This is a genomic window from Lentzea albida (assembly GCF_900111005.1).
Classification (GTDB): Bacteria; Actinomycetota; Actinomycetes; order Mycobacteriales; family Pseudonocardiaceae; genus Lentzea; species Lentzea albida.
Genome location: NZ_FOFV01000010.1, coordinates 275,173 through 300,862, shown reverse-complemented (window position 1 = coordinate 300,862; position 25,690 = coordinate 275,173). Strand labels below are relative to the sequence as shown.

19 protein-coding genes are annotated in these 25,690 nt (G+C 69.6%); 3 read left to right on the top strand and 16 right to left on the bottom strand.

Annotated elements, in window-relative coordinates:
* Window positions 1-14: 14 nt before the first annotated feature.
* From BMY74_RS25165 to BMY74_RS25150, 4 genes are all read right to left on the bottom strand, one after another.
* Complete coding sequence (locus BMY74_RS25165) at window positions 15-1,466, bottom strand: glycoside hydrolase family 62 protein (RefSeq protein ID WP_089920314.1); 1,452 nt, start codon at window positions 1,464-1,466, stop codon at window positions 15-17.
* Between the two features lie 28 nt (window positions 1,467-1,494).
* The gene (locus tag BMY74_RS25160) at window positions 1,495-2,526 is read right to left on the bottom strand and encodes a cellulose binding domain-containing protein (protein WP_245786343.1); all 1,032 of its coding nucleotides are present in this window, start codon (window positions 2,524-2,526) and stop codon (window positions 1,495-1,497) included.
* 143 nt (window positions 2,527-2,669) lie between these two features.
* A complete protein-coding gene (locus BMY74_RS25155; protein WP_089920169.1) occupies window positions 2,670-3,659 on the bottom strand; it encodes a LacI family DNA-binding transcriptional regulator in 990 nt (329 codons plus the stop codon).
* A gap of 642 nt (window positions 3,660-4,301) precedes the next feature.
* Window positions 4,302-5,639 (bottom strand): glycoside hydrolase family 6 protein, encoded by a 1,338-nt coding sequence (locus BMY74_RS25150; RefSeq protein ID WP_089920167.1) that lies wholly within the window; start codon window positions 5,637-5,639, stop codon window positions 4,302-4,304.
* Window positions 5,640-6,084: 445 nt separating this feature from the next.
* Between BMY74_RS25150 and BMY74_RS25145 the strand changes: the two genes are divergently transcribed.
* The 3 genes from BMY74_RS25145 (at window position 6,085) to BMY74_RS25135 (ending at window position 10,197) form a co-directional block, all read left to right on the top strand.
* Entirely contained in the window at window positions 6,085-7,458 is a 1,374-nt protein-coding gene (locus tag BMY74_RS25145) for a glycoside hydrolase family 10 protein (RefSeq protein ID WP_089920165.1), read from the top strand.
* 100 nt (window positions 7,459-7,558) lie between these two features.
* Complete coding sequence (locus BMY74_RS25140; RefSeq protein WP_089920163.1) at window positions 7,559-8,896, top strand: extracellular catalytic domain type 1 short-chain-length polyhydroxyalkanoate depolymerase; 1,338 nt, start codon at window positions 7,559-7,561, stop codon at window positions 8,894-8,896.
* Entirely contained in the window at window positions 8,893-10,197 is a 1,305-nt protein-coding gene (locus BMY74_RS25135; RefSeq protein WP_089920161.1) for a CE1 family esterase, read from the top strand. Before BMY74_RS25140 ends, BMY74_RS25135 begins: the two co-directional genes overlap by 4 nt.
* A 3-nt stretch (window positions 10,198-10,200) precedes the next feature.
* On the opposite strand, the gene mmuM is transcribed toward BMY74_RS25135, so the two are convergent.
* The 12 genes from mmuM to BMY74_RS25075 form a co-directional block, all read right to left on the bottom strand.
* Window positions 10,201-11,100 (bottom strand): homocysteine S-methyltransferase, encoded by a 900-nt coding sequence (mmuM, locus tag BMY74_RS25130; protein WP_281245001.1) that lies wholly within the window; start codon window positions 11,098-11,100, stop codon window positions 10,201-10,203.
* A 165-nt stretch (window positions 11,101-11,265) separates the two neighbouring features.
* Entirely contained in the window at window positions 11,266-12,288 is a 1,023-nt protein-coding gene (locus tag BMY74_RS25125) for a LacI family DNA-binding transcriptional regulator (protein ID WP_218159731.1), read from the bottom strand.
* Window positions 12,289-12,523: 235 nt separating this feature from the next.
* Window positions 12,524-14,194: a glycoside hydrolase family 6 protein gene (locus BMY74_RS25120; protein ID WP_245786352.1), complete on the bottom strand. Its 1,671-nt coding sequence runs from the start codon at window positions 14,192-14,194 to the stop codon at window positions 12,524-12,526.
* 98 nt (window positions 14,195-14,292) lie between these two features.
* The gene (locus tag BMY74_RS25115) at window positions 14,293-14,760 is read right to left on the bottom strand and encodes a hypothetical protein (protein ID WP_089920155.1); all 468 of its coding nucleotides are present in this window, start codon (window positions 14,758-14,760) and stop codon (window positions 14,293-14,295) included.
* Complete coding sequence (locus BMY74_RS25110; protein ID WP_089920153.1) at window positions 14,745-16,016, bottom strand: lytic polysaccharide monooxygenase; 1,272 nt, start codon at window positions 16,014-16,016, stop codon at window positions 14,745-14,747. The genes BMY74_RS25115 and BMY74_RS25110 overlap by 16 nt, the downstream gene beginning before the upstream one ends.
* An 11-nt stretch (window positions 16,017-16,027) precedes the next feature.
* A complete protein-coding gene (locus BMY74_RS25105) occupies window positions 16,028-18,904 on the bottom strand; it encodes a glycoside hydrolase family 48 protein (RefSeq protein ID WP_089920151.1) in 2,877 nt (958 codons plus the stop codon).
* 243 nt (window positions 18,905-19,147) lie between these two features.
* Window positions 19,148-20,080, bottom strand: a complete 933-nt coding sequence (locus BMY74_RS25100; RefSeq protein WP_089920149.1) for a pectate lyase family protein — start codon at window positions 20,078-20,080, stop codon at window positions 19,148-19,150.
* Window positions 20,081-20,182: 102 nt separating this feature from the next.
* Window positions 20,183-21,328 (bottom strand): enolase C-terminal domain-like protein, encoded by a 1,146-nt coding sequence (locus BMY74_RS25095; RefSeq protein ID WP_089920147.1) that lies wholly within the window; start codon window positions 21,326-21,328, stop codon window positions 20,183-20,185.
* On the bottom strand, window positions 21,325-22,593 hold the full coding sequence (locus tag BMY74_RS25090; RefSeq protein ID WP_245786342.1) for an ABC transporter substrate-binding protein: 1,269 nt from the start codon (window positions 22,591-22,593) through the stop codon (window positions 21,325-21,327). Before BMY74_RS25090 ends, BMY74_RS25095 begins: the two co-directional genes overlap by 4 nt.
* A gap of 10 nt (window positions 22,594-22,603) precedes the next feature.
* The gene (locus BMY74_RS25085; protein ID WP_089920143.1) at window positions 22,604-23,485 is read right to left on the bottom strand and encodes a carbohydrate ABC transporter permease; all 882 of its coding nucleotides are present in this window, start codon (window positions 23,483-23,485) and stop codon (window positions 22,604-22,606) included.
* A complete protein-coding gene (locus BMY74_RS25080) occupies window positions 23,482-24,357 on the bottom strand; it encodes a carbohydrate ABC transporter permease (RefSeq protein ID WP_218159730.1) in 876 nt (291 codons plus the stop codon). The genes BMY74_RS25085 and BMY74_RS25080 overlap by 4 nt, the downstream gene beginning before the upstream one ends.
* Window positions 24,354-25,598, bottom strand: a complete 1,245-nt coding sequence (locus BMY74_RS25075; RefSeq protein WP_089920142.1) for a pectate lyase family protein — start codon at window positions 25,596-25,598, stop codon at window positions 24,354-24,356. Before BMY74_RS25075 ends, BMY74_RS25080 begins: the two co-directional genes overlap by 4 nt.
* Between the last annotated feature and the right edge of the window lie 92 nt (window positions 25,599-25,690).

Sequence of the window (25,690 nt, the reverse complement as noted above, 5' to 3'; positions counted from 1 at the left end):
GCGCCGGTCCCGGGTCAGCAGGTGGAGTTGGTCTGGGTCAGCAGGCCGAGCCGCCAGGGCAGGCGGTTGTAGTCGCCGCCGGCGTTGGGATCCATGCCCTGGTACAGGTAGCTGAGCCTGCACGGGCTGATCTCCATCGTCTGGTCGACGTTGGTGCGGACCATCTCGCCGTGGCTGATGTCGCGGGTCCATTGTCCACTCGGGAACGTCACGTTGTTCGCGCGGGCGAACGGGTTCGACTCCGTGTCGGCCAGCGCCGTCCACGGACCGGTGATCGAGGGGGCGGTCCAGGAGCGGAACCAGCGCCGGCCGTCGGTGCCGATCGCCTCGTGCACCAGCAGCCATTGGTCCTTCCCGGCGATCTTGTAGACGTTCGACGCCTCGAAGAGCCGGTACCTGTCGCTGTCCTGCATGGCGATCACCGTGTTGGTGAAGCCGTTGGGGAACTGCGCGAGGTTCGTCTCGGACCGGTAGAGGTGGCCGTTGTCGTCGGACGAGAACAGGTAGCACTTCGCGGTGTCGCACACCGTCCAGAAGTCGACCCAGTAACCGTTGCCGATGTTGTCGCGGATGATCTGCGGCATGCCGTTGGCGTAGAAGTTCTTCGGCGTGGACCACGAGGACGGGTTCGAGATGTCGGACGTCGTCGAGTACGAGGCGTTCGACCCGGTCTGGTAGACGAGGTACCAGAGGCGTTGCGGCGCGAAGTAGAACACCTGCGGCGCCGCCCGGTAGCCGGCGCCGATCCCGGAGCGGTCCAGGTAGTGGTGCGGTGCCGACGACGCTTGCGACCAGTCGGTGAAGCTGGTGTACATCAGGTTGTAGCCGTCGGTGTAGGTCGACGCGAAGACGTGGTACTTGCCGTTGTGGTAGACGACGCTCGGGTCCTTCACCGCGACGTTGGCGTGCGTGGAGTCCGGCTTCGGGCTGATCAGCTGGCCGCTCGAGGACCAGCGGAAGCTCGACGGGAGGGTGCCCACCGGCGGGTTGCCCGTGGTGGTCGTCGTCGTGGTGGTCGTGGTGGTGGGGCCGACGTCGCCGGTGCACAGGGTGCCGTTGAGGCTGAACGCCGACGGGCTCGGGTTGGCACCGGTGCTGGAGCCGTTGAAGCCGAACTCGACCTTCCCGCTGGTCGGGATCGTCGCGTTGTAGGAGACGTTGCGGGCGGTCACCTGGGAGCCGGACTGGGTCACCTGGGCGTTCCAGGCCTGCTGCACCTGCTGCCCGGCGCCGAAGCTCCAGGTGAGCGTCCAGCCGTTGACCGCGTCACCGAGGTTCGTGACGGCGACGGCCGCGGTGAAGCCACCGTCCCATTGCGACGGTGTGGAATAGGTGACCGAACAGCCGGGGGCGGCCGAGGCGGGCGGCTGGGCCACCGCGGTCAGCGCGGTGACCGCGATGAGCGGGACGGCGGCCAGGGCGGTGAGCCGGGCACGCCGGGACGGGGAGAACCGAGCGGGGGACATGATCACCCTTCGTCGCTGGGGCAGGGGTTCAGGCGCCGGCGCAGGTGGCGGATCCGACCGCCGCCGCACCGGAACCGGACGCGATGAAGCCGAAGGCCGCGGAGGCACCGGGGCCGATCGTGCCGTTGTAGGCGGCGTTGGTGACCGTGACCGAACCGCTGGCCGTGCCACCCCAGATCTGCGTCACGGTGTGCCCGCCCGGCAGCGTGAACCGGACGCTCCAGCCGGTGAGGGTCGACGCGGTGGGGTTGGTGACGACGACCTCCGCCTGGAAGCCGCCGTTCCACGTGCCGGTCACCTTGGGTGTCGCAGTGCAGGTCGCGCCGGGGTCCTGCGGGTCTCCGACGCTGCCGGGCACCGAGGACAGGGCGTTGAACCAGACCGCCGCCATCTTGCTGTAGCCCGCCGCGTTCGGGTGGATGCCGTCGGGCAGGTCCGCGACGGGCACGGCCGGGTACATGTCCACGACGTGCACCCGCTTGCCGGCGGCTGCTTTCGCCCGCAGCAACGGCACGATGGCGGCGTTGTAGTTGCGCACGGTGGCGTCGGCGAACCGGATCGGGATGATCGTCGAGACGAACACGTCCGCACCCGGTGCCTGTGCGGTGATCTTGTCCACCAGGGACGAGAGTCGTCCTGGCGCACCAGCGGGATCGCTGCCGTACATGTCGTTCGTGCCTATGTGCAACAGAATCGTGCGCGGGGTGTAGGTCCTGAGCCAGTTCACGACGTTCGCGTCGACCTGCGCGATGGTCCAGCCGGGATGGCCTTCGTGGTTGCGGTCGGGCATGGAGCCGGGGCCGTCCGCGAGGGACCCCACGAAGTCGACGTTGCGCCCCGCGGCGCGCAGTCTCGTGCCCAGGTCGAGGCGGTAACCGCCGATCGAGCCGCCCTGGGTGATCGAGTCGCCCAGGGGCATCACCCTCACGGGATCGGCGGCTTGCTCCACAGTGGACTGGTCGGCGAGTGCGGGTGAGGCGGCCAGGAGGGTGGCGACCAGGGCACAGCACAGCGCGCGGAACGGGCTCGGCATGAGGAGCCTTTCGTCGACGGGGGTCAACGGCAGGGGCGGCTCCCAGCAATGTAACGACGGGTTCACACCGCGGTCAAAGCTAAATGTGAGCGCTAACTTTTAGCTGATCGCTTTTCTGTAGCACCGAAGGACGCATCTGGCCATTTCGACTGTTAACGCAAACATGCAAGTCATCGCGCTCGTGCCACCGAACCGCCTCCGCGCACGGGCATCGGCACCCGGTGCACCAGCGGGGTGCGGGAACCCCGCCCCTCGACGAGCTCCACGAGCACCTCCACGGCGCGCTCCCCGAGCTCGCGCAGGGGCAGGGCGACCGTGGTCAGCCGGGGACGCATCCACGCGGCGGCGGGGTGGCCACCGAACCCGAGCACGGACACGTCGCCCGGCACTGAGAGCCCCGCCTCCGCGAGGGCCTCGTACGCCCCGAACGCCAGCCGGTCGTCGAAGCACACCAGTGCCGCGGGCCGATGCCGGCGCAACAGGTCCTTCGTGACGTCGTACCCGCCCTCCGGTGTCCACTCCGGACACGGGTGCACCCCGGCCACCTCGACACCGGCCCCGGAGAACACCTGCCGCAGCCCGGCGAGCCGGTCCGCGGCCGCGACGTCGCGCTGGCCGGCACCCACCAGGTGAACACCGCGGTCGTGCCCGGCCTCGACCAGGACACGCGCCGCCGACCGGCCACCCCGCACCTCGTCGGGCACCACCGAGGGAAGACCCGACCCCGGGGCGCCGAGCACCACGGCGGGCCCGTACCAGAGCACGTCCGGCCGCCCGCCGGCGAACACGACACCGTCCGCCCGCCGGTCGCGCAACGCCTCGACCAGCCCCCGCTCCACGGCCGGATCTCCCCCGGTCTCGCCGACGAACAGCATGAACCCGCGCCGGTACGCCACCTCCACGGCACCCTTGACGGTGTCCCCCTCCACGTCCGGCTCGGCGCCGAGCACGAACCCGATCGTCCGCGACAGCCCCGCCCGCGTGTCGCCGCCGCCACGCCGATAGCCCAGCTCCTGCGCGGTGGACCGGACCCGCTGCTCCGCCGCCTCGGAGATGCGCAACTCGCGCGCACGCCCGGTCAGCACGAGAGAGGCGGTCGTGACCGACACCCCGCTCGCCGCCGCCACGTGGGCCAGGGTCACACGCGTTCGTTCCGCCACGGGTCCGGCTCCTGCCTTCGAGGGCCGCTTCCTGCGGGCGTGCTTTCAGCGGACGGGGCTGGTCGGGGATGTGGCCTCCGGTGGCCGCGCCGGCGTTGCGGAGGGCACGCCGGTGGACGGAGGCGGTGGACACCTGGGTGGGGTGCGGGCTCAGGGATGGGCTGGGCTGGGTGTGGAGGCGGGCTGAGGTGTGGGCTCAGAGGCGGGCTGGGCTGGGTGTGAGCGGGGTGGGCTGAGGTGCGGGCTCAGGGCGGGCCGACGTGTGGGCTCAGAGGTGGGCTGGGCTGCGGTGTGAGCGTGAGCGGGCTGCGGTGTGAGCTGGGGCGGGCTGCGGTGGGCTCAGGGGTGGGCTCAGGGGTGGGCTCAGGGGTGGGCTCGGAGAGGTGGGCTCGGAGAGGTGGGCTCGGAGAGGTGGGCTCGGAGAGGTGGGCTCAGGGGCGCGCCGGGGTGCGGGCTCAGGTGTGGGCCAGGCGCCCGGCGGTAGCTGTCGCACCCGACGCACCGAACACCCGCCCGACCCCGCAGTCCGGCCCACTCGGGCGTGGACGCCCCCGCCGGGCACGCGGGAGTCCCCGGCCTCCCGGCCGGGGACTCCGCCTCGCCCGCCGCCGCCTCAACGGGCGAGACCTCACGCCGGCCGCCTCACGAGCAGGCGACGCCGTTCAGCACCGGCGAGGAGAACGGCGGTGTGCCGTTGTAGTTCGCGTTGTAGCCGATGCTCACCTGCCCGCCGGACGACAGCGAGCCGTTCCACGCCGCGTTCGCCACCCGGACCTGGTCGCCCTGGTCGGTCCACGTGCCGTTCCAGCCCTGGGTCACCGAGACGCCGGGTGCCGAGAACGAGAAGGTCCAGCCGTTGATCGCCGAGCCGCGGTTCACGATCACGATCTCCGCGGAGTAGCCGCCCTGCCACTGGCTCGTCACGCGGTGGGTCGCGGTGCAGCCGCCACCGGGGTTGCCGCCGCCCGACGTGGTGGTGGTCGTCGTGGTCGTGGTCGTGGTGGTCGTGATCGGGCCCGCGGCCATCGCGAGTTCGTAGGCCCGCTGGGGCACGAACTGGCCTGCGGGGGCGATGCAGCCGTCCGACTCGCCCGGCAGTTTGATCCACAGGAACGCGTCGATCTTCGAGTCGCCCGTGTTCGTGGTGCTGGGCGTGCCGATCGCGCGCCCGGACGGGTCGCACCACTCGCTGCCGGCGGGGCCGTTGCCGTTGCGGCTCGTGTCGACCACGGCCTTGAGGCGGCCGTCACCGACGGCGTTGAGGACGTTCTTCGCGAAGTTCACCTCGTCGGAGGTGGCCCGGTAGTTGGACACGTTCGTCGAGATGCCGTCGGCGCTGTTGGAGATGTCCGCGCCGCGCAACCGGTTCGCGGCCTCGGACGGGGTGAGCCACGAGGAGTGGCCGATGTCGAAGTAGACCTTGGCCTGACCGGAGCCCGCCTTCAGCTTCTTGCCCGCGTAGGCCATCGACGCCTTGGTCTGGTTCTGCTGGTCGGTGCTCTGGCAGTTGGTCATCAACGGCAGCACGTCCGGCTCCAGCACGATCGTCGCCGGACGGCCCGCGAGTCCCGCCGCCACCTCGTCGACCCACGCCCGGTAGGCCTCGTGGGACGGGGCACCGCCGCCGCTCGCCCCGCCGCAGTCGCGGTTGGGGACGTTGTAGACCACCAGGATCGGGATCTTCCCCGCGGCCGCCGCCGCACCGACGAACGAGCTGACCTCCGACCTCACCGTCGACGTGTTCGTCGTGGTGTACCACCGCGCCTGCGGCACCGAGGCGATGCGGTCGCGGATGACCGCCGCCCGCGAGTCGCCGGGATTGGCCGCCACCCACCGCGCGCTCGAGCTCGACGGGTCGACGTAGAACGCCGACTCGGCGGCGCTGACGGTCGCACCGCCGCTGACGACCAGGGCGGTGACCCCGGCGACGACCGCGCCCGCTAGTGCGCACGCGCCCGTGCCCCGCTTCCACCGTGTCATCGTGTCTCCAGTTCGCTCGGTTGCAGTGATTCGGTTCTCGCAGCGTCATTGCCGCCCAGAAGTGGGAATCAGATGCGAATGCGAGTTCGGGCCAACGTAACCACGGAGCACTGAATCGTCAACGGCGGAAACGAAGCGCGTCGACGACGTCGAGGAAAGTTTCGAAAAGTCCGCCGAGAATGCGATCACGGCTTTGACGTGCTAGTTGGGAGCGCTCCCGCATCCAGGGTAGGCCGATCAGGGTAATCTGCTGTCGAATTCGACAACGACTTCTTGTGAGCCGTGTCGAACTGCTGCGACACTCCGGGAACGGCACCGGTAGGCGTTGGCGGAACACCACCGCGGATTCGACGCCCACCGAGATCCGGCAATGGCGCACCGGGTCCGGCCACCGCACTGACCATCACCCGTCCTGCATTCGGGTCGACCTCGGAAAGCGTGGAAGATGAAACTGACATCGAAGTCAGTGGCCCTGATCCCGATCATCGCCACGGTCGCGACCGCCGCGATCGGCGCCACCCTGATCGCCCCACCCGTCGCCAACGCGGCGACCACCCTCGCCGCGGCGGCGCAGCAGAGCGGCCGGTACTTCGGCACCGCCGTGGCCGCGAACAAGCTCGGTGACTCGACCTACGTGGGCATCCTGAACCGCGAGTTCGACATGGTCACGGCCGAGAACGAGATGAAGATGGACGCGACCGAGCCGAACCAGAACCAGTTCAGCTACGGCAACGCGGACCGGATCGTGAACCAGGCCCGCAACCAGGGTAAGCGGGTCCGCGGGCACGCGCTGGCGTGGCACTCGCAGCAGCCGGGCTGGATGCAGAACATGTCCGGTACCGCCCTGCGCAACGCGATGCTCAACCACGTCACCCAGGTCGCGACGTACTACCGCGGCAAGATCTACGCCTGGGACGTCGTCAACGAGGCGTTCGCCGACGGCAGCAGCGGCGCTCGCCGCGACTCCAACCTGCAGCGCACCGGCAACGACTGGATCGAGGCCGCGTTCCGCGCGGCTCGTGCGGCCGACCCCGGCGCGAAGCTCTGCTACAACGACTACAACACCGACGACTGGTCGCACGCCAAGACCCAGGCCGTGTACCGGATGGTGCAGGACTTCAAGTCCCGCGGCGTCCCGATCGACTGCGTCGGCCTGCAGTCGCACTTCAACAGCCAGAGCCCGGTGCCGTCGAACTACCAGACCACGCTGCAGAACTTCGCGAACCTCGGCGTGGACGTGCAGATCACCGAGCTCGACATCGAGGGCTCCGGCAGCGCACAGGCCCAGAACTTCCAGCGGGTGACCCAGGCCTGCCTCAACGTCGCGCGCTGCACGGGCATCACCGTGTGGGGCATCCGCGACACCGACTCCTGGCGCTCCTACGGCACCCCGCTGCTGTTCGACGGCAGCGGCAACAAGAAGGCCGCGTACAACTCCACGCTGGACGCGCTCAACGCGGGTGGCGGCACCGACCCGACGACGACCACGACCACCACCACGACAACGACGACCAGCAACGACCCCGGCACCGGCGGCTGCACCGCGACGGTGTCGCTGAACCAGTGGAACGAGGGCTTCGTCGCCACGATCAAGGTCACCGCTGGTTCCAGCGCGTTGCGGGGCTGGACCGTCACTACGACGCTGTCGAACGGCACCGTCACGGGCTCATGGAGCGCGACCCGCAGCGGCAACAGCGGAACCATCAACTGGACCAACGTGGACTACAACGCCTCCGTGCCCGCGGGCGGGTCCACCGAGTTCGGCTTCCAGGGCAGCGGCAACGGATCGGGCCTGAACCCGTCCTGCACGGCGCGCTGACGTCCCGCACCACACCACAGGCAGGCCCCGCGGAGTCGGCGTGACGTCCTCCGCGGGCGCCGGCCTGCCCTGGAACTCCCTGTGAGAGAACGAGGTCATCGTGACCCTCCGCAACCCCACCTTTCCGCGCACGACCAGGTACCGCGTCATCGCGGTCATCGCGGCGGTGCTGTCCGTCGTCGCCGCCATCGCCTTCGCCTCCGTGCCGCAGCAGGCGCACGCCGCGTCCCTGACGCGCGTGACGGGCTTCGGCACCAACCCGACGAACCTCAACATGTACGTCTACGCGCCGGACCGGCTCGCCGCCCGGCCCGCACTGCTCCTGATGATCCACTACTGCACCGGGACGGCGAGCGCCGTGCACAACGGCGGCGGGCGCGACTACGTCAGCGCCGCGGACCGGTACGGGTTCGTGATCGTCTACCCCGAGGCGACGCGGGACGGCCGCTGCTTCGACGTCTCCACCCAGAACGCGTTGCGCCGCGACGGGGGCAGCGACTCCACCGGCATCATGTCGATGGTGGCCCACGCGCGCCAGCGCTACAACGTCGACCCGTCGCGCATCGTGGTCTCCGGCATCTCGTCCGGCGCGATGATGACCAACGTTCTGGCGGCCGAGTACCCGGACGTGTTCAGCGCGGCGTCGGCCTTCGCGGGCGTTCCCGCGGGGTGCTTCGCGACGACCGACGGGTCGCTGTGGAACAGCCAGTGCTCGGGCGGGACGCTGCAGAAGACCCCGCAGCAGTGGGGTGACCAGGCGCGGGCGATGTTCCCCGGTTACACCGGCGCCTACCCGCGAATGCAGCTGTGGCACGGCACGAACGACACGACCCTCGCGTACCCGAACTTCGGCGAGGCGCTTGACCAGTGGACGAATGTGCACGGGGTCAGCAGGACGCCGGTGTCGACCGACCAGCCGCAGTCGAACTGGACGCGCACCCGGTACGGCGCAACGGGTGTCGTCGAGGGCATCAGCGCGCAGGGCACCGGGCACGACGTGCCGACCGCGGGGATGGTCTCGCGCGCCATCACGTTCCTGGGCCTGGACCAGCCGGGCACCGACCCGACCACCACGACCACCACCACGACGACCACGACCACGACCACCCCACCGCCGTCCGGTGGGTGCGCGGTGACCGCGTCGGTCAACGCCTGGAACACGGGGCTGACCGAGACGATCACGATCACCAACACGTCCACCACCGCGGTGAACGGCTGGCAGTTGCAGTTCACGCTCCCAGGTGGACAGGTCATCACCGGCGGCTGGAGCGCGACCTACTCGCCCGCGAGCGGCCAGGTGACCGCGCGGAACGTGAACTACAACCCGCAGATCCCGCCGAACGGGTCGATCTCGATCGGCCTGCAGGCCACGCACACCGGCAACAGCGCGGCCGCGACCGGGTTCTCGCTCAACGGCGCAGTGTGCGGTGTGCGATGAGCCGGCACAGGTCCGTGCTCGCGGCGGCCGTCGCGAGTGCCGTGGTGCTGCTGGGCGCGGCGGGCGTCGCCGCGGGCGGTGCCCGCGAGGTCGGTGCCGGCGAGGTCGGTGCCACGACGGCGGGGTGCGGCAAATCGCCCGCGTTGACGAGCGGCCAGCACACGATCAGCAGCGGCGGCCAGAACCGCACGTTCTTCCTGCGGCTGCCCGCGAACTACGACAACAACCGCCAGTACCGGCTGTTCGTCGGCTTCCACTGGCTCAACGGCACGGCCAACGACGTCGACTCCGGCGGCGGCGACGGCTACAACTGGTCGTACTACGGGCTCCGGCGGTTGTCGGACGCGGCGGACAACGGCACGATCTTCGTCGCACCGCAGGGCAACAACAACGGCTGGGCCAACCCCGGCGGCCAGGACCTGGTGTTCGTCGACGACCTGCTCGCACGGCTGGACGCGGCGCTGTGCCTCGACACGACCCAGCGCTTCGCCGGTGGCTTCAGCTACGGCGGGGCCATGTCGTACGCGGTCGCCTGTGCCAGGGCGACGGTGTTCCGCGCGGTGGTCGTGTACGCGGGCGCTCAGCTCAGCGGCTGCAACGGCGGTACGCAACCCGTTGCCTACCTGGGCATCCACGGGATCAGCGACACCGTCCTCAACATCTCGCAGGGCCGGGCGCTGCGCGACACGTTCGTGCGCAACAACGGCTGCACGGCGCAGAACCCGCGGGAACCGAGCGCGGGCAGCAGGACCCACGTCGTCACCGCGTACAGCGGCTGCCGGTCCGGTCAACCGGTGGTGTGGGCGGCGTTCGACGGCGGGCACACCCCGGCACCGGTCGACGGGGGCGGCGACGGCTGGCGCACCTGGACGTCCGACGAGGCGTGGAGGTTCATCAGCCAGTTCCGCGGCAGCGAACCGACGAGCACCACGACCACGACGAGCACGACGGGGCCGACCACCACCACCTTGCTCCCCGGTCAGGGGTCCTGCCGCTTGGGCACGACGACCAACGCCTGGAACAACGGCCTCACGGCGAACATCACGATCACCAACACCGGTCCCACCCCGGTCGAAGGCTGGTCGCTGGGGTTCACCCTGGCGCCGGGGCAGACGATCACGGGCGGCTGGAACGCCACCTACTCCCCCACCTCGGGACAGGTGATCGCCCGGAACGTCTCCTACAACGCGACCATCGCCCCGTACGCGTCCACCACCATCGGCTTCCAGGCCACGCACACCGGTGACGCGGCCGCACCTGCCTCGTTCCACCTCAACGGCAGGAATTGCACCACCGCCTGACGATCACCCTCCCGCGGCGGTGAAGTTCTCCGCCAGCACCGCGATGGCGTCCGGCCCGGTCCGGCAGCACCCGCCGACCAGCCGGGCTCCATCGCGCACCCACTCCCCCGCCGACGTGGCGAACCCGCCGCCGTCCCCCGTCCACGACCGGTCGCGCGCGTCCCACCGCTCGCCGCTGTTGGGGTACACGACGACCGGCAGGCCGGTCACCTCACGCGCCACGGCGACCGCGCCGGCCACGTCCTCCGGCGCGCAGCAGTTCACGCCGACCGCGATCACCTCGTCCACACCGGACACGACCGCGAAGGCCTCCCCCAGCGGTTGCCCGGCGCACGTCCTGTCCCCGCGGACGCTGTAGGAAAGCCAGGCCGGCACACCGCTGCCGCGCACCACCTCCAGCACCGCCTCGGCCTCGTCGACGTCCGGGACGGTCTCGACCGCGAGCACGTCCGGCCCGGCGGCGCACAACTCCTCGATCCGCCTGCGGTGGAACGCCTGGAGCTCCCGCCCGCTCAGCCCGTAACGGCCGCGGTACTCCGACCCGTCCGCGAGCACCGCCCCGTACGGCCCGACGGACGCCGCCACCCAGCGCGGTCCGTCCACTTCGGACGCGGCTGAGCGTGCGAGCCCGACGCTGGACCTGAGCAGGCGTGCCGTCTCGCTCTCGCTGATCCCGCGCTTCGCGAAGCCGTCGAAGCTCGCCTGGTAGCTCGCGGTGATGGCGACCTCGGCTCCCGCGCGGAAGTAGGCGAGGTGGGCGGCGCGGACGGCGTCCGGGTCGGTGAGCAGCAGCCGCGCCGACCACAGCTCGTCGGACAGGTCGTGCCCGGCCAGTTCCAGTGCCGTCGACATGCCGCCGTCCAGCACGACCGGCCTGCGCTCCAGTGCCTCCGCCAGTTCCACCACAGGAAGTCTACGCAAGACGGCACGGGCCGAGGAGTGCGCGACGGTCGCTCCGCCGTGGCGTCGCGCACTCCTCCAGGACGGTCTGCGGGCGTGGCCGGTCCGCGCGCGCCGCGTTTCCGCGCGGGCCGAAGTCGTCCCTGCGACCGTCCGCTCGGTGAGCCCTCAGGCCGTGCCGCGGTGTGGTGCCGGGTCCGGCGTGCTCGCCCGCCGCGAGAGCCTGGGCGGCAACAACATCAGCGGTGGCGGCTGCTTGCCCTCCAGCTTCGCCACCAGCAGGTCGACGGCGTGCCGCCCCAGCTCCTCCGCCGGCAGCCGCACCGAAGTGAGCAGCGGTGACGTCTGCTCCGCCAGCTCGTCCGGGCAGATCGCCACGACGGCGACGTCTCCCGGGACCTGCCTCCCGGCCGCCCGCAGGCAGGTGGTGATCCACCCCAGCGCGGCCTCGTTGTGCACCACCAGGGCCGTCATCGACGGGTGCGCCCGGATCAGGGCCTTGGTGGCCCGCAGCACCGAGTCGTGGTCGCCCTCCACGGCCAGCGCGGTCGCGGCGACCCCGCGGCGCATCGCCGCCGCGCTGAAGCCGTTCATGGTGCGGTGGGCGAAGCCGGTGCTGCGCCGGTAGACGGCGCTGGGCGCGCCCAGGAAGCCGATCGAGCGGTGGCCCAGGTCCGCCAGGTGGTCCACGCACTTGGCGCCGGCCGCCTCGAAGTCCAGGTCCACGCAGGTGAGGCCGCGGGCCGCCGCGGGGTGTCCGATGAGGACGGACGGCTTGGCCAGCTGCCGCAGCAACGGCACCCGGTCGTCGTCCATCTCCACGTCCATGACGAGGAACCCGTCGACCTGGGCGCCGTTCGCCGCGCGGCGCAGGCCCGCGGCTCCGTCGTCCGCGGTCATGAGCAGCAGGTCCATGTCGTAACGGCGGGCGGTCGTCACCGCGGCGGTGACGAAGCGCATCACCGCGGGCAGGTGGGTGCCCGCGCGCAGCGGGAGGACGAGGCCGATCACGTTGGTCCTGCCCGCCGACATCGTGCGGTCGGAGGCGTGCGGCTGGTAGCCCAGGGCTCTGATGCTCTCGCGGACTCTCGTCTTCGTGTCCGCGGAGATGGACCGCTTGCCGGTGAGGACGTAGGAGACCGTGCTCGGGGCGACCCCGGCGTGCCTTGCGACGTCCGCGATGGTGACCACACAGCCTCCTCTCGCGCTTGCGCTCAGTGAGCGTGTCGACACCATAGGGAGCACCTTCTGATGACATCAAGTGTTATGTGCGCGTTAACATTGCGAACTTCAGGTGGTCCAGACGAATTCGGCACCGTCTGGAAAGTTCCGCGACGGAAAAGACGATCAGGCTGGAAGAGCGTGCCCACGCGGTACGACCTCAGCGAACGAGGCCGGTCGCATGGGCACGCTCACATCCCGCGGCTCAGAGCGCCGGGTAGGCGTTGCGCATGAGCTCCTGGAACTGGGCGGAGAACCACTTGCCCGAGATCGGGGCGTTGCCGAGCGCGCCGGACATGTTGTTGCCGTTGCGCACGTTGCCGGTGTACGTGGGGTCGCACATCCGGTCGAAGCCCTTGCCCTCGTTGTTCGGGATCTCCTCGCTGGCGCCGTCGGACTCACCCGGCGGCTTCATCCAGACGTAGGCGTCGATGCCCGGCTCCGGAGCGGCCTTGGGGCGCTCGCCCAGTCCGGCACCGGCCTGGTTGCACCAGTTGCCGAGGTGGATGCGACGGTCGATCTTGCCACCGTTGACGTAGGCGTCGACGCTCGTCGTCGGGCCGGGGCCCGTCGGACGGGCGCTGCCGCCCCAGCCGTTGCGGCTGGTGTCGATCAGCACACCGACGTTCGCGTCGAAACCGGCCTGGACGGCACGGTTGCGGAACGCCTGGGCGTAGGACAACCCGTCGACGTACCGGTTCCAGTCCACCCACTTCGACTGGCGGACCGAGGTGCCGTTCACCGAGTCCTCGATCTTGAAGTACGGCTCCTTGAGCGCGCCGTAGTTCGCGGTGTTGGCGATGAAGCCGTGCACGTTCGCCTTGGTGCTGCCCGACGCGTTGGCCGCCTGGAAGAGCAGCTCGGCGGTCGGGCCGAAGTTGTCGTCCCAGCCGATCCAGCCGTGGTGGCCGATGTCGAGGTAGTTGTAGACGTTCGGCACCGCACCCAGCTTCGCGAGCGCGTAGCCGACGCCGGTCACGTAGTTGCCGTTCGCCTTCATCGTGTCGCACGCCGCCACCGCGGTCGGACGCGGCGAGACGTTCGTGATCAGGTTCGGCAGGGAGTCGATCTCCACCGTCGTGACGATGCGCAGACCGGAGTACTCGGGCCTGGCGAGGATCGACGCGATCGGGTCGATGTACTCCGACTTGTAGCGGTCGATCTCCGTCGCCTTGAGCTCACCGTTGGAGGCGAGCGCCGAGCAGTCGCGACCCGGCAGGTTGTAGATCACCAGCTGGATCACGAGCGGTGAGCCCGCCGCCTGGCGCACCGCCTCGTCCAGGTGTCCGGCCAGGCTGCGCGAGTCGGCCGTTCCCGCAATCGCCGCGATGCGGTCCAGCCACACACCGGTCGGCTGGTTCGCGACCCTGCTGCCGCCCGGTTCCGCGTTCGCCTTGGCCGCCCAGTCCGGGTTCACGTACTGCTTCGCGCCCACGTACGGGTTGTCGACCCGGTTGCCGGGGCCGGGGCCGTTCGACGTCGTGGTCGTGGTGGTCGTCGTCGTTGTGGTGGTGGTCGTCGTCGTCCCCGGCTGACCGGTGCACGTCGTGCCGTTCAGGGTGAACGTGGACGGGTTCGCGTCACCGGTGGCGGCGTTGCTGCCGTTGAAGCCGATGTCGATCGACGCGTTGGTGCCCAGGCTGCCGTTCCACGACATGCTCGTCGCGGTCACGTCCTTGCCGGACTGCGTCCAGTTCGCGCTCCAGCCCTGGGCCACGCGCTGGCTTCCGGGGAACGAGAACTTGAGCGTCCACCCACCCGAGATCGCGTCACCGAGGTTGGTGATCTTCACCGCAGCACCGAAACCCCCTCCGCCCCAGCTGTTCGCCGTATAGTCCACACGGCAGCCAGGTGCGGCGCCCGCGGGTGCGCTCATCGCCACCCCGAACGTTGCCACGGCAGTGGCGACCACGACTCCCGCCGCGGCCCACCGCCTCTGTCCGTTGAGCTTCATTGCTCCGGATCTCCTGTCTGTCAATGATGTTCGATCTCCCTGAGCGAGCACGCGCTGGGCGTGCACTCAAGTCTTTTCAGGCCGAGGTACTCCATGCCGATCGAGCCGGTGAGGGCGAACCCGTCCCCGAAGGCGAGGTCCGGATCGCCCCGGACCTCGCCCTCCGCGAGCGCCGCCAGCCAGGCCTGGTCCAAGCCAGGCCTGAGGACCAGCAGCCCGAGCCGCCCGTACGGCTCCTTGGCGCAGGTCCCCCACTCCGCGACGAACGGCGCGTAGACCTTCGACCGCACCGGTCCGGCGAACTCGGTGAAGTCGTCACCGCGCCGGACCGTGGAGCACTCGTCGGTCAGGTCGTGCAGCCACGCGGCGATGCCGTCGACGCCCTTGCTGAGGTCCGGGGTGGGTTCGGCGCGTCCTACGAGGAGGGCGAACGTCACCGAACCCACCACCAGGAGGGCGAGCAACGCCCTCATCACCGGACGGCGCACGCCGAACCGTTGAGCGTGAAGGACGTCGGGTCGGTCGGCGTGGACGTCGTCGTGGCGTTGAAGCCGAACGACGCCGAGCCACCGGCCGGTATGTCGGCGTTGTACGACACGCCCTTCGCCGTCGCCTGTCCACTCGCGACGGTCACGGTCGACGACCAGGCCTGCTGGAGCTGCTGCCCCGACGGGAAGGCCCACACGAGCTGCCACGCGCTGATCGCGCTGGTGCCCGTGTTCGCCACCGTCACGTTCGCCGTGAACCCGCCGCTCCACGTGCTCGGCCGCGTGTACGTCACCGTGCACGAACCCGTGGGAGTGCCGCCACCGGTCGACGTTCTGACCGTGACGCCCGAGGAGGCCGTCGAAGCGTTGCCCGCGGAGTCCGTCGCCACCACCGTGAACGAGTACGAGGTGTCCGCGCTCAGGCCGGTGACCGTCACGGAGTTCGTCGAGGAGGTCGCCACCACCTGACCACCGCCGTAGACGCGGTAGGACGCGACGCCGACGTTGTCCGTCGAGGCGGACCAGTCGAGCTTCACCGAGTTCGCGGTGACGCCCGACGCGACAGGGGTGCCGGGTGCGGACGGCGCGGTGGTGTCGGGCGTACCGGTGCCGCCGCCGAACACGACGTCCGAGCAGCTGTAGAACGCCTCGGGGCTGTCCGAGCGCTGCCACAGCGAGTAGATGACGTGCCGGCCCGACTTGTTGGGCAGGCGGGCCTGCCAGGCGTACTCACCGTTCGCCAGCGGCGGGTTCGTCACCTTGTCGAACGGCACCGACTCGAGGTCGGACCACTTGAGCGGCTTCGTCACGTCGAAGCCGTCCTTGGTGACGTACTGCTCCCAGGTGCCGGGGTGCGGCGCCCACGCGTTGTACCGGAACGTGACCTGGCTGTTCGCCTGCACCTGGGTCGTGGGCCAGTCGGCGCGCGTCAGGTTGTAGGCGGAGTACTTCGTGGTGGGGCCGCAGAGGTTGCCGTCGGGGATGATCTCCCGGTGGCGCCCGGCCGCGTTGCTGATCAGGTTGCCGAACCAGTCCCACAGCGGCTGCTTGCCGCCCTGCGCGACCGCGGCCTGGCAGGCCGGGTTGGTCGGGTTCAGGTCGCCGCCACCGCCGCCGGCGCGGCCGTCCTCGTAGCAGAGGTAGGTGCGGCTGCCGGGCCAGACCATCGACCCGTGCGCGACCGCGGTGCCGCCGGTGTGCACGAGCACGGCACCGACCGCGGCCGCGACTGCCAACAGAGCTATGCGTTTCCTCATCTCGGGACTCCTCACCCGTAGATCTCGGCGTGCAGGGAGAACGCCGTCGCGATCTCGGCTTGCGCCCAGAAGCGGTGGTAGGTGAACGTCGGCGCCGGCCCACCGTCCAGGTAGGACTGGACCTTGGGCCACTGCGGGTCGTTGCGGAACATCGACCGCATCGACAGGAAGGACGAGCCCTGGCCGATCGTGTCGCCGTTGGGCATCTTCCCGGTCCAGCCGGACGGCACGTACGGGCCTTCGAGCGTGCTGGTGTTGTAGACGTCGTCGAACCGGTTGTAGTCCGTGCGGGTCTCCGGCGTCGCGATGCCGAGGCTGTCCTGGTGCGCGAGCAGCCCGGTCAGCAGCGCCTCACCCGTGGTCTTGGCCGAGGCGTTGCCCGACCGCGCCGCGTAGTTCAGCAGCACCTTCGCGTAAGACGCGGCGATGCCGACGTCCTGGTTGTGGTTCACCACGCGCACCCGCAGGTTCGCGTTCGAGCCCGGGTTGGTCGCGTTCCACGTGTCCGGCGCTCCCGACCACTCCAGGTCCGCGGGGATCTGGAAGTTCGTGCCGGTCGTGGTGTTCGCGATCGCCCACGGCACCCACTTGTCGAGGATCTTCTTGGCGCGCGCGTCACCGGTCAGCCGGTAGAGAGCGGCCGTGCGCTCGATCCCCCACACCTGGAAGCCGAACCACCGGTTGCTCGGCGGGTCGCGCCACACGGGGTGGGCGTCGTAGTACATGCCGTAGAACGTCGGCGTGCCGGCGGGAGGCGATGCGTACTGGCCCTCCCAGCTGTTCGTCACGCCGCCGGCGAGACCGCCGTCGGCCGACTGCAGCCACTGCAGCATCTCGAGCTGCCGGTTCAGCGACGTCGCCCAGTCCTGCTGCCCTGTGGCGGACAACGGCTTGAGCGCCGGCACGTTCGCGAGAGCGTGCGCTGCCAGCGGGTTCTGGTAGCCCTGGTGCGAGGCACCGTCACCGATGCGCCACGCCCAGCCGGCGGACGTGTCGGTCGCGCCGCCCCACGCGTAGTACCAGGACATCAGGTAGTGCGCGCTGTTCTTGCCGGTCGCGCCGGGGCACGACGACGGGCTGTTGCAGTTGCCGATGCGCTTGAAGTACTTGTCGAACATGGCGTACCGCAGGTAGTCGCCCATCTTGGCGGACTTGCCGATCTCCGCGGAGATGTCACCGGCCTTGCCCTGCGCCGTGGCCCACTGCTGGGCCAGCAGCGCCACCTGCACCACGCGGGCGTCCGCGTCCGGCGCGTTGGTGTACTTCCACTGCTTGGCGTAGGACGAGTCCTTGGTGAACAGGTCCAGGAAGCCGTTGGGACCGCCGTGCTTGAACGTGTCGCAGGAGGGCTGCGGGATGGTCTCCCACACCGACTCCGACGAGCCGCGCTGGTAGGTGTTGATGTACGCGGGTGCCGTCGTGCCGTCACCGCAGCGGCCGAAGCCGTAGGTGTTGTCGACGTCGATCAGCCAGTGCATGCCGTAGACGTCCGAGTTGCCGTACGCGGACTTCAGCTCCGCCGCGATCGGGTCCTGGCCCACGGAAACGGTGCCGTCGAGCGTCGACGGGTACTGGTCCATCCTCGGGTGCTCCGGCGCGTAGGTCGCCGGCTTGGACGGGTCGTACTTGTCGTTGGTCGGCTGGTCGGCCTTCGCCGGGATGATGTACTTCTCCATCGACGCGAACGCGGACTTGAACGGAGCCCAGTCCCCGGTGACGCGGCCGTAGCTCGCCTCGAGCCACAGGTAGTAGCTGAACGCCTCGGACGTGGTCTGGTGACCGTGGTCCGGTGCCTCCACCAGCAGCGTCTCGACCGAGTGGTAGGGCACGAGCAGGTCGCCGAACTTGCGGAAGTAGCCGCTCGCCGGGTCCTTGATCTTGTTGTACTGGTCGAGGAACGCCTTGTTGAAGTCCGAAGTGGACGGGTCGAGTTCCTTGACCGTGACGGTCGCCGGGCTGTAGCCGGTGGCCGACGCGGTGAACGTGGCCGTGCCGAGCGCGCCACCGTTGTTCGCCGACGTCACCGTGACCGTCTGCTTGGCGGTGCCGGAGAGCGTGAGCGTCGCCGGGCTCACCGTCAGGTCGGTGCTGCCGCTGCCGGTGATGGTGACGGTGACCGGCTGGCTCGGTGCCGTGGCCAGGGAGACGTCGAACGTCGCCGTCTGGCCCTGCTTCACCGAGACCGCGCTCGGCGAGGCGAGCACCGCCGGCCCGGAGAGGACCTTGACCGCGGCCGGGGCCGAGGTCGTGGTGGCGCCGCGGTTGTCCGTCGCCCGCGCGGTGATGCTGTGGTCACCGGCCGGCGCCGACGTCCACGTGCCGGTGAACGGCGCGCTGGTGTCGGTCGCGACCAGCGTGGTGCCGGCGTAGAAGTCGACCTTGGCGATCGTGCCGTCGGCGTCCTGCGCGGTCGCCGCCAGCGGGATCTGCGCGGGCAGGGTGTAGCTGCTGCCGCTGGTGGGTGCCGTCAGTGCCACGGACGGCGACTGGTTGGGGCCCGTGCAGGACACGCCGTTCACGGCGAAGTCCGTCGGGGGCCGGTTCGTCGAGCCCTTGCTGCCGTTGAAGCCCACCTGCGCGGTGCCACCCGAAGGCAGCGTCGGCGCCCAGGAGGGGTTGGTGACGCTCACAACGGCGCCGTTCTGCGTGAAGTTGCCGCTCCACCCCTGCGTGACGCGTTGCCCGTCCGGGAACGTCCACGTGAGGTTCCAGCCGTTCAGCGCCTCCCCGTCGTTGCGGATCGACACAGCAGCGCCGAATCCGTTGTTCCACTCGTTGGTGACTTGGTAGGTGACGGTGCAGGCCACCGCAGCAGGTGCCGCGACGGCGGGGGTCCCGCCGATCAGCACCACCGCCGCAACCGCCAACGCCACTCTTCGTCGAGTCATGCCGCCGCCCTCTCGACAACTGGGAGCGCTCCCAGAGTTCACGGCACTGTAACGTGGCCCACAGCGACCAACCGATCACAGGTGCAACAGGTTCTGCGCCGCACAGCTCTTCGCGTTACTCTTTGCGGCGCAATACTTGTTGCTCTGGCGGTTCCTCTTACTGCTCCCTTCGAGTGGAATTCTGGGAGCGGTCCCAGGCAATAGCAGGGGCGCCCCCGCCACCGGGGGCGCCCCTGGGTCCCGTCAGCCGCGCCCGGCTCCGGCACCGGCCGTGACCACGCTCTTCACGCTGCTCGCGCCGTCCAGCGGATACGAGTAGGGCAGGCTCTTGACCGAACCGCCCTGGTCGCCCGTTCCGGAGTTGACGAAGTGGTTGCTCCTCGCCACGAGCGAGCCGCCGGCCGAGCTGCCCTCACCGCGGTGGAACGGGTCTTCGGTGTTCTCGAAGTAGTTGCCCTCGACCAGGACACCGGCCTCGACGGTCGACGCGACGCCGTAGTCGGTCACGCCGCCGTAATAGTTGTTGTAGACGTGCACCGGGTTGCCGAACCGCACGCGCGGGTGGCGCTGCTGCGTTCCGTCGAACCAGTTGTGGTGGTAGGTCACCCGGAGCTTGCCGCGGTCCTCGGAGCCGTTGTCGTCGCTGTGGCCCAGCAGCATCGTCTTGTTGTGACTGCTGAACTTGTTCCAGGACACCGTGACGTAGTCCGACGCCCGCTTGACGTCGACCGCACCGTCATAACCGTTGGAGAAGGTGTTGTGGTCGATCCACACGCGGGTCGAGTACTGCACGTTGATCGCGTCGTCGCCCCAGCTGCGGAAGTTGAGGTTGCGCACGATCACGTTCGAGGCGTTGGCGATGTTCAGGCCCTGCCCGGTGATCGCCGAGGACGAGCCGACTCCCTCGATGGTCTTGTTCGAGGCCACCTTCGTCATGCTCGACAGCGAGATCGTGCCGGAGACCCGGATCACCGCCGCGCCGGACGCCTTCGCGGCCGCGACGAACGCGGACGCCGTGGTCACGGTGACGGGGGTGGCGCTGCCGCCACCCGTCGTACCCCCTCCCTGGGTGGCCCAGCCGACCAGCCCGAACGGTGCGGCGGTCGCCTGGGGAATGGACACCGCGCCCATGACGAGCGCGGCCGCGGAAATCAGTGCTGCACGTTTCGAATTCATTCACGCTCCCAATGTGGTGAGCGGCGGTAGAACTCACGAAACCAGCACCCGGCAGAGCGGTCAACCAATTCGAAGATATTCGATAATCAGTTCTTCGATTTCTCACCACACTTCAAGAGTGTGAACTCCGATGTGTTCGAAATTCCAGTCGTCGCCGATTCCCGATATCTCCGGCAGCGTCACGCACCCGTTCTCGTCCAGCGGATCCGCGATCGCGTTGCGGTGCGGCGGGACCCGGTCGAAGTCGACGTGCGGGTGCAGCAGGCCGCGCTCGTACCACCGGCCGGCGTCCGTCGCCCCGAGCACGGTGAGGCTGCCCGAGCCGTTGCCATGGATCTCGCAGTCCACGTTGAACGCCTCCGCGAGGTGCACGGTCTTCAGCACCGGTGTGATGCCACCACTGCCCGCGGGACCGGCTCTGAGGATGTCGCACGCGCCGCTGCTGACCCACTCGGCGCGGGTCATGTGCTTGCCCCACGCCACCTCCGGGCCGATGACCGGGATGTCCAGCTGCTCCGCGAGCCACCGGTAGGAGCTGATCGAGGCCTCCTCCATCGGTTCCTCGAACCAGTAGAAGTCCAGCTCCTGCAACGCCCTGCCGAGCCGCAGGGCCTCGGTCCTCGAGTACCAGTGGCTCGCGTCGAGCATCAGCGCGACGTCCGGCCCGACCGCGTCCCGCACGGCCCGGCAGGCCTCGACGTCCCGCGCGACGTCCGGTGCTCCGGGTACCGGAGGCATCCAGGTGTGCAGCTTGATCGCCCGATATCCCAGCGACACCAGGTGCTTCGCGAAGTCCCCGTAGTCGGCCGGGGTCGCGAGGCCGTCCGCGTCGCCGCACATCGTGCTGGCGTAGGCAGGTATCCGGTCGCGCGCGCCCCCGGCGAGCTTCCACGCGGGCAGGTCCACCTTGCGCGCCACCAGATCCCAGAGCGCCTGGTCGACGAACCCGAGCGCGCGGTCGGTGAACCCGCCGTGCGCTCCCCGCTGGCGCCTCGCGAGGAGCCGCCAGAGCCGCTCGCGGTCCCACGGGTCCTGGCCCAGCAACACGGGTCTGACGTGCTTGTCCAGCGCCGCGGGACGCACCTGGTCCGGCTGGACCTGGCAGTACCCGGTGACGCCGTCGGTGTCGGTGACCTCCAGCAGCGCCTCGACGACCTCGTGCTCGGGCGCCGGGTGCCGGTGCCCCTCCGGGTCGACGGAGGTCGCCGCCGTGGTCTTGAACGTCCGCACCACCACCCGTTCGATCACTTGCGCTTCTCCCAGTCCTGCTGGGCGGTGGTGAGCTTGGCCGCGAGCTGGTCGAGGAACTCCTGCGCGGGCATCTGCCCCAGCAACACCTTCTGGTACAGCGGTTCGGTGTCGGTCTTGGTGATCGACGAGTACTCCGGCAGGTAGACCGGCGCCGGCACGAGCACGGTGGCCGGGTCCTCCAGCACGCCGAGCGCCATCTTCACGGCCGGGTTCTCCTGGATCCACTCCGCGCCGCGCACATCGGTGTTGGCCGGGATCTGGCCGACCTTCTCGTTCCAGTAGCCGTTGCTCTCCGCCGAGGTCAGGAACTCGACGAACTTCCAGGCCGCCTCCCTGTTCTCGGACCCCTTGAACACGGCGAAGCCGTCGGTCGGGTTCGGCACCACGGTCCGCTTGCCGGACGGGCCCTTGGGCAACGGCATGGCGCTGACGCGTTCCGGGCCGAGCGCTTTCATGACGTCCGCGGTGGAGCCGAGGTTGTGGTGCATCATCGCGACCGTGCCGCCGGTGAACTGGGCGACCATCTGCGTGTAGTTGTTGTTCACGTCGGCCTCGGGCGTGGCCTTCTTGTACAGCTCCGCGACCTTGCGCACGAGCTCGGCGTTGCGCGGGTCGGCGACGGTGCTCTTGCCGCCCTCGTAGAACTTCTCGACGCCGGAGTAGGAGTAGGCCTCGGCCAGCAGCTGGAAGATCGAGCCCGCGCCACCGCGGATGGTGAAGCCGTACTGGTTCTCGGCCGGCTTCGTGAGCTGCGTGGCGGCCTTCGCCAGGTCGTCCCACGTGGACGGTTCGGCGATCTTGGCCTCCTCGAACCGGTCGGACCGGTACCAGATCACGTCCATGTTGCCCGACGCGGGCACGGCGTAGAGCTTGCCGTCCGGCGCGGTCTGGCGCACCGTCTCCAGCAGGCCCGGCAGCAGTTTGCCCTTCAGAGCGCCGTTCTCGACCCGCTCGTCGGCCGGTTCGAGCGCGTCCTGCCCGACGAGGTGCGCGAGGTAGGAGGTGGTGACGCCACCGACGTCGGGCGTCGCGCCACCGGCGATGGCCGTGTCGTACTTCTGCTGCACCGACGAGCTCGGGATGCCGACGTACTCGACCTTGACGTCCGGGTTCGCCGCCTCGAACCGCTTGATCAGCTCGGTGTAGATCGGGGTGCGGCCGGGGCCGCCGTTGTTGTCCCAGAACGTGATCGTCGTGGGACCGTCCTGCCCGGCGGAACACGCGCTCACCACGAGCGCGAGCGCGACCAGCAGTCTCCTCATCATCTCTCCCTCATCCCTTGACCGCGCCCGCGCTGAGCCCCTGCACGAGGAACCGCTGCACGACGGCGAAAACCAGCACCACCGGCACGGCGGCGACGACGCCACCGGCCGCGAGCGCCCCGAAGTCGGTGTTGAACTCCCCCAGCGCGTAGCTCAGCCCGACCGGGAGCGTGAACTTGTCCTGCTTGCTCGCGAACATCAGCGCGAACAGGAAGTTGTTCCAGGCGCCGATGAACGCGAACGACCCGACCGCCACGAGCGCGGGTTTGAGCTGCGGCAGGGTGACCGCGAAGAACGCGCGCAGCCGCGTGCATCCGTCGACCATCGCGGCCTCTTCGAGCTCGACCGGGACGTTGCGCACGAACCCGCTCATCAGGATCAGCGCGAGCGGCAGCTGGAACGCCGTGTCCGCGATGACCAGCCCGGTCAGGCTGTTCAGCAGCCCGGCGGACTTGAAGATCACGAACAGCGGGATCAGCATCATCGCGCCGGGGATGAACTGCGTGCACAGCAACGCCAGCAGGAACACCCGCTGGCCGCGGAACCGGAAGCGCGCCAGCGCGTACCCGCCCATGAGCGCGAACACGGTGACGACGACGAGCGTGCCGACGCCGATGATCAGGCTGTTCTGGAAGAACAACCCGAAGCCGACACCGTTCCACACGGTGTCGAAGTGCTCGAACGTGATCGGCCACGGCACGAGCGAGGTCGCCCCCGCCGGCCTCAGCGCGAACACCAGCATCCAGTAGAACGGGATCAGCGTGAACAGCAGGTAGAGCACCAACGGCAGGTGCAGCCTCAGATACCGGCCGGGGTCTTTCCGCCTCCTGCGTCGCGGCGGCGAAGGCGGTGGCACGACCGGGGTCTCCGGGCGGATCAGCGTCTGGGTCATGCCCGGCTCCCGAACTTGGACAGCCTCAGGTAGAGGATCGAGAAGAACAGCAGGATCACGAAGCCCGCCGTGGTGAGCGCCGAGCCGTAGCCGAAGTCGTGCGAGTCGACGGCCTTGCGCGCCACGTAGAGCGGCAGCGTGGTGGTCTGGTTCGCCGGCCCACCACCGGTGAGCGTGTAGATGAGGTCGACGTTGTTGAACTCCCACACCGCCCGCAGCAGCGTGGACAGCACGATCGCGTCCCGCAGGTGTGGCAGCGTGACGCTCACGAACCGCCGCCACCGCCCGGCGCCGTCGACGGACGCGGCCTCGTACAGGTCGTTCGGGATGGTCTGCAGGTCGGCGAGCAGCAGGATCGCGAAGAACGGCACCCCGCGCCACAGCTCGGTGACGACGGTCGCGGGGAACACGGTCGCCGGGTCCCCGAGCACCGACGTGCCGGGATCGCCGATCCCCCACTGCGCGAGCTGCTGGAAGATCCCCGTGGACGGGTTGTAGAGCAGGATCCAGATGCCGGTGGTGAGCACCCCGGACACCGCCCACGGCGAGAACACCAGCGCTCGCGCCACCGCCCGTCCGACGAACGTCTCGTTGACGATCAGCGCGAGCACCAGCCCCAGCACCAGCTGCAGGCCGACCTCCACCGCGACCCACTTGGCGCTGAACACGAGGCTCTGCCAGAAGAGCTGGTCCTCGAACAGCATCCGGCGGAAGTTCTCGAACCCGATGAAGCCGTTCTTCCACGGCTGCGTGACGGTGTGCTGGCGCAGGCTGAACCACCCGACGCTCGCGATCGGGTAGACTAGGAACACCGCCATCAGCACCAGCGTCGGCGCGATCAGGGCGTAGGGCGCCCAGGTGCGGGTCCTCACCGGCGCGCGCCCGCCTTCAGGTGCCTGATCCCCTGCGCCGGCTCGAGCCCGCGGGCCAGTGTCGGCGTCCACCCGGCGTCCCGGCCGAGAGCCTTGTCGGGGAACGCGGTGTTGTACGCCTCGACGAAGCTCGTCGCCTTGCCGTCAAGGAGGTTGCCGACGTCGGTGATCCCGGTGCCGCCCCAGTTGTAGACGACCTCCTCGGCCGCGATGCCCCTGACGAAGTTGTTCTGGGCGTAGATCTGCGACTGCACGCCGACACCCCAGCTGTACGTCTGCGCGCCTTCGTACAGGTTGTTGTAGACGTGCACCTGCCCGAACCGCACCCGCGGGGCGCGTTCCAGCACGTCGCGGAAGACGTTGTGGTGCACCGAGACCCGCAACTTGCCGGGATCGGTGGTCGAGGAGTTCGACGAGCCGATCAGCATCGTCTTGCCGTGCTCGGCGAACAGGTTGCGGGACACCGTGACGAGATCGGCCCCGTTCGTGATGTCGAGCTGCCCGTCGTGCACCTGGTAGGGCCGTCCGAAGTGGAGCGGCTGCTTGGCGTCCTGGTTGGGCGCGTCGGTGAACGTGTTGCGGTGGACCCACACGTTCTCGGAGTTCTGAACGGACACCGAGTCGTACAGCGAGTTCCAGTTGCCCGGCGACGCCCCGGGACTGGTGTCCGTCGGATCCCACTGCGGGAAGCAGTCGTGGGTGTCGCGGAAGGTCAGGTCGCGCACGATCACGTTGCGCACGTTGTGGATCCGCAGGCTGCCACCCGTGATCCCGGCGCCTCGGCTCGCACCGATGATCGTCGTGTCAGCGGGCACGGTGAGCGCGATCGTCGCTTCCTGCTTCTTCGCCGATCTGGTCCGCGCCTCCTCCAGCGGCCCCTCGGGCTCCCGCTCCCACCCCCACACCGCCGGGTCGTAGGCCGCGAGGTACGCGGCCCGCGTGTAGCCGTCGGTCTCGTAGTCCGCGCACCGCAACGGTGTGCCGTCGTCCGCGGTGTTGGCGTCGATCACGCCCTTGACCGCGATGATCCTCGGACCCGGCGCCGCCAGGGCTTCGACCAGTTCGGCGCGCGTGCGCACGTCGTGCACGTTCCGCGCCTTCGCACCCCCGGTCGTGCCCGGCCCGGCCGACGCCCAGCCGTCCCCCGCGGCCAGCACCTGCCGGGCGGGGTCGTGGGCGTGCGCCGGGACCACCCCGGTACCCGCGCAGGCCAGAACCAGCGCGCTGACGAAAAGCCGCATGACGGAATACCCTTCAGAAAGGATTCACATTCTTGAACACCGTCCACGATCGTGAAACGAGTATTACGAATGCGTCCGCCGTGCGTCAACGA

What these genes read in the sequence shown, in the direction of transcription:
- BMY74_RS25165 (WP_089920314.1), bottom strand. Translation starts at nt 1,466, where the DNA reads ATGTCCCCCGCTCGGTTCTCCCCGTCCCGGCGTGCCCGGCTCACCGCC.
- BMY74_RS25150 (WP_089920167.1), bottom strand. Translation starts at nt 5,639, where the DNA reads ATGACACGGTGGAAGCGGGGCACGGGCGCGTGCGCACTAGCGGGCGCG.
- BMY74_RS25145 (WP_089920165.1), top strand. Translation starts at nt 6,085, where the DNA reads ATGAAACTGACATCGAAGTCAGTGGCCCTGATCCCGATCATCGCCACG.
- BMY74_RS25135 (WP_089920161.1), top strand. Translation starts at nt 8,893, where the DNA reads ATGAGCCGGCACAGGTCCGTGCTCGCGGCGGCCGTCGCGAGTGCCGTG.
- BMY74_RS25120 (WP_245786352.1), bottom strand. Translation starts at nt 14,194, where the DNA reads ATGAGCGCACCCGCGGGCGCCGCACCTGGCTGCCGTGTGGACTATACG.
- BMY74_RS25110 (WP_089920153.1), bottom strand. Translation starts at nt 16,016, where the DNA reads ATGAGGAAACGCATAGCTCTGTTGGCAGTCGCGGCCGCGGTCGGTGCC.
- BMY74_RS25105 (WP_089920151.1), bottom strand. Translation starts at nt 18,904, where the DNA reads ATGACTCGACGAAGAGTGGCGTTGGCGGTTGCGGCGGTGGTGCTGATC.
- BMY74_RS25100 (WP_089920149.1), bottom strand. Translation starts at nt 20,080, where the DNA reads ATGAATTCGAAACGTGCAGCACTGATTTCCGCGGCCGCGCTCGTCATG.
- BMY74_RS25090 (WP_245786342.1), bottom strand. Translation starts at nt 22,593, where the DNA reads ATGAGGAGACTGCTGGTCGCGCTCGCGCTCGTGGTGAGCGCGTGTTCC.
- BMY74_RS25085 (WP_089920143.1), bottom strand. Translation starts at nt 23,485, where the DNA reads ATGACCCAGACGCTGATCCGCCCGGAGACCCCGGTCGTGCCACCGCCT.
- BMY74_RS25075 (WP_089920142.1), bottom strand. Translation starts at nt 25,598, where the DNA reads ATGCGGCTTTTCGTCAGCGCGCTGGTTCTGGCCTGCGCGGGTACCGGG.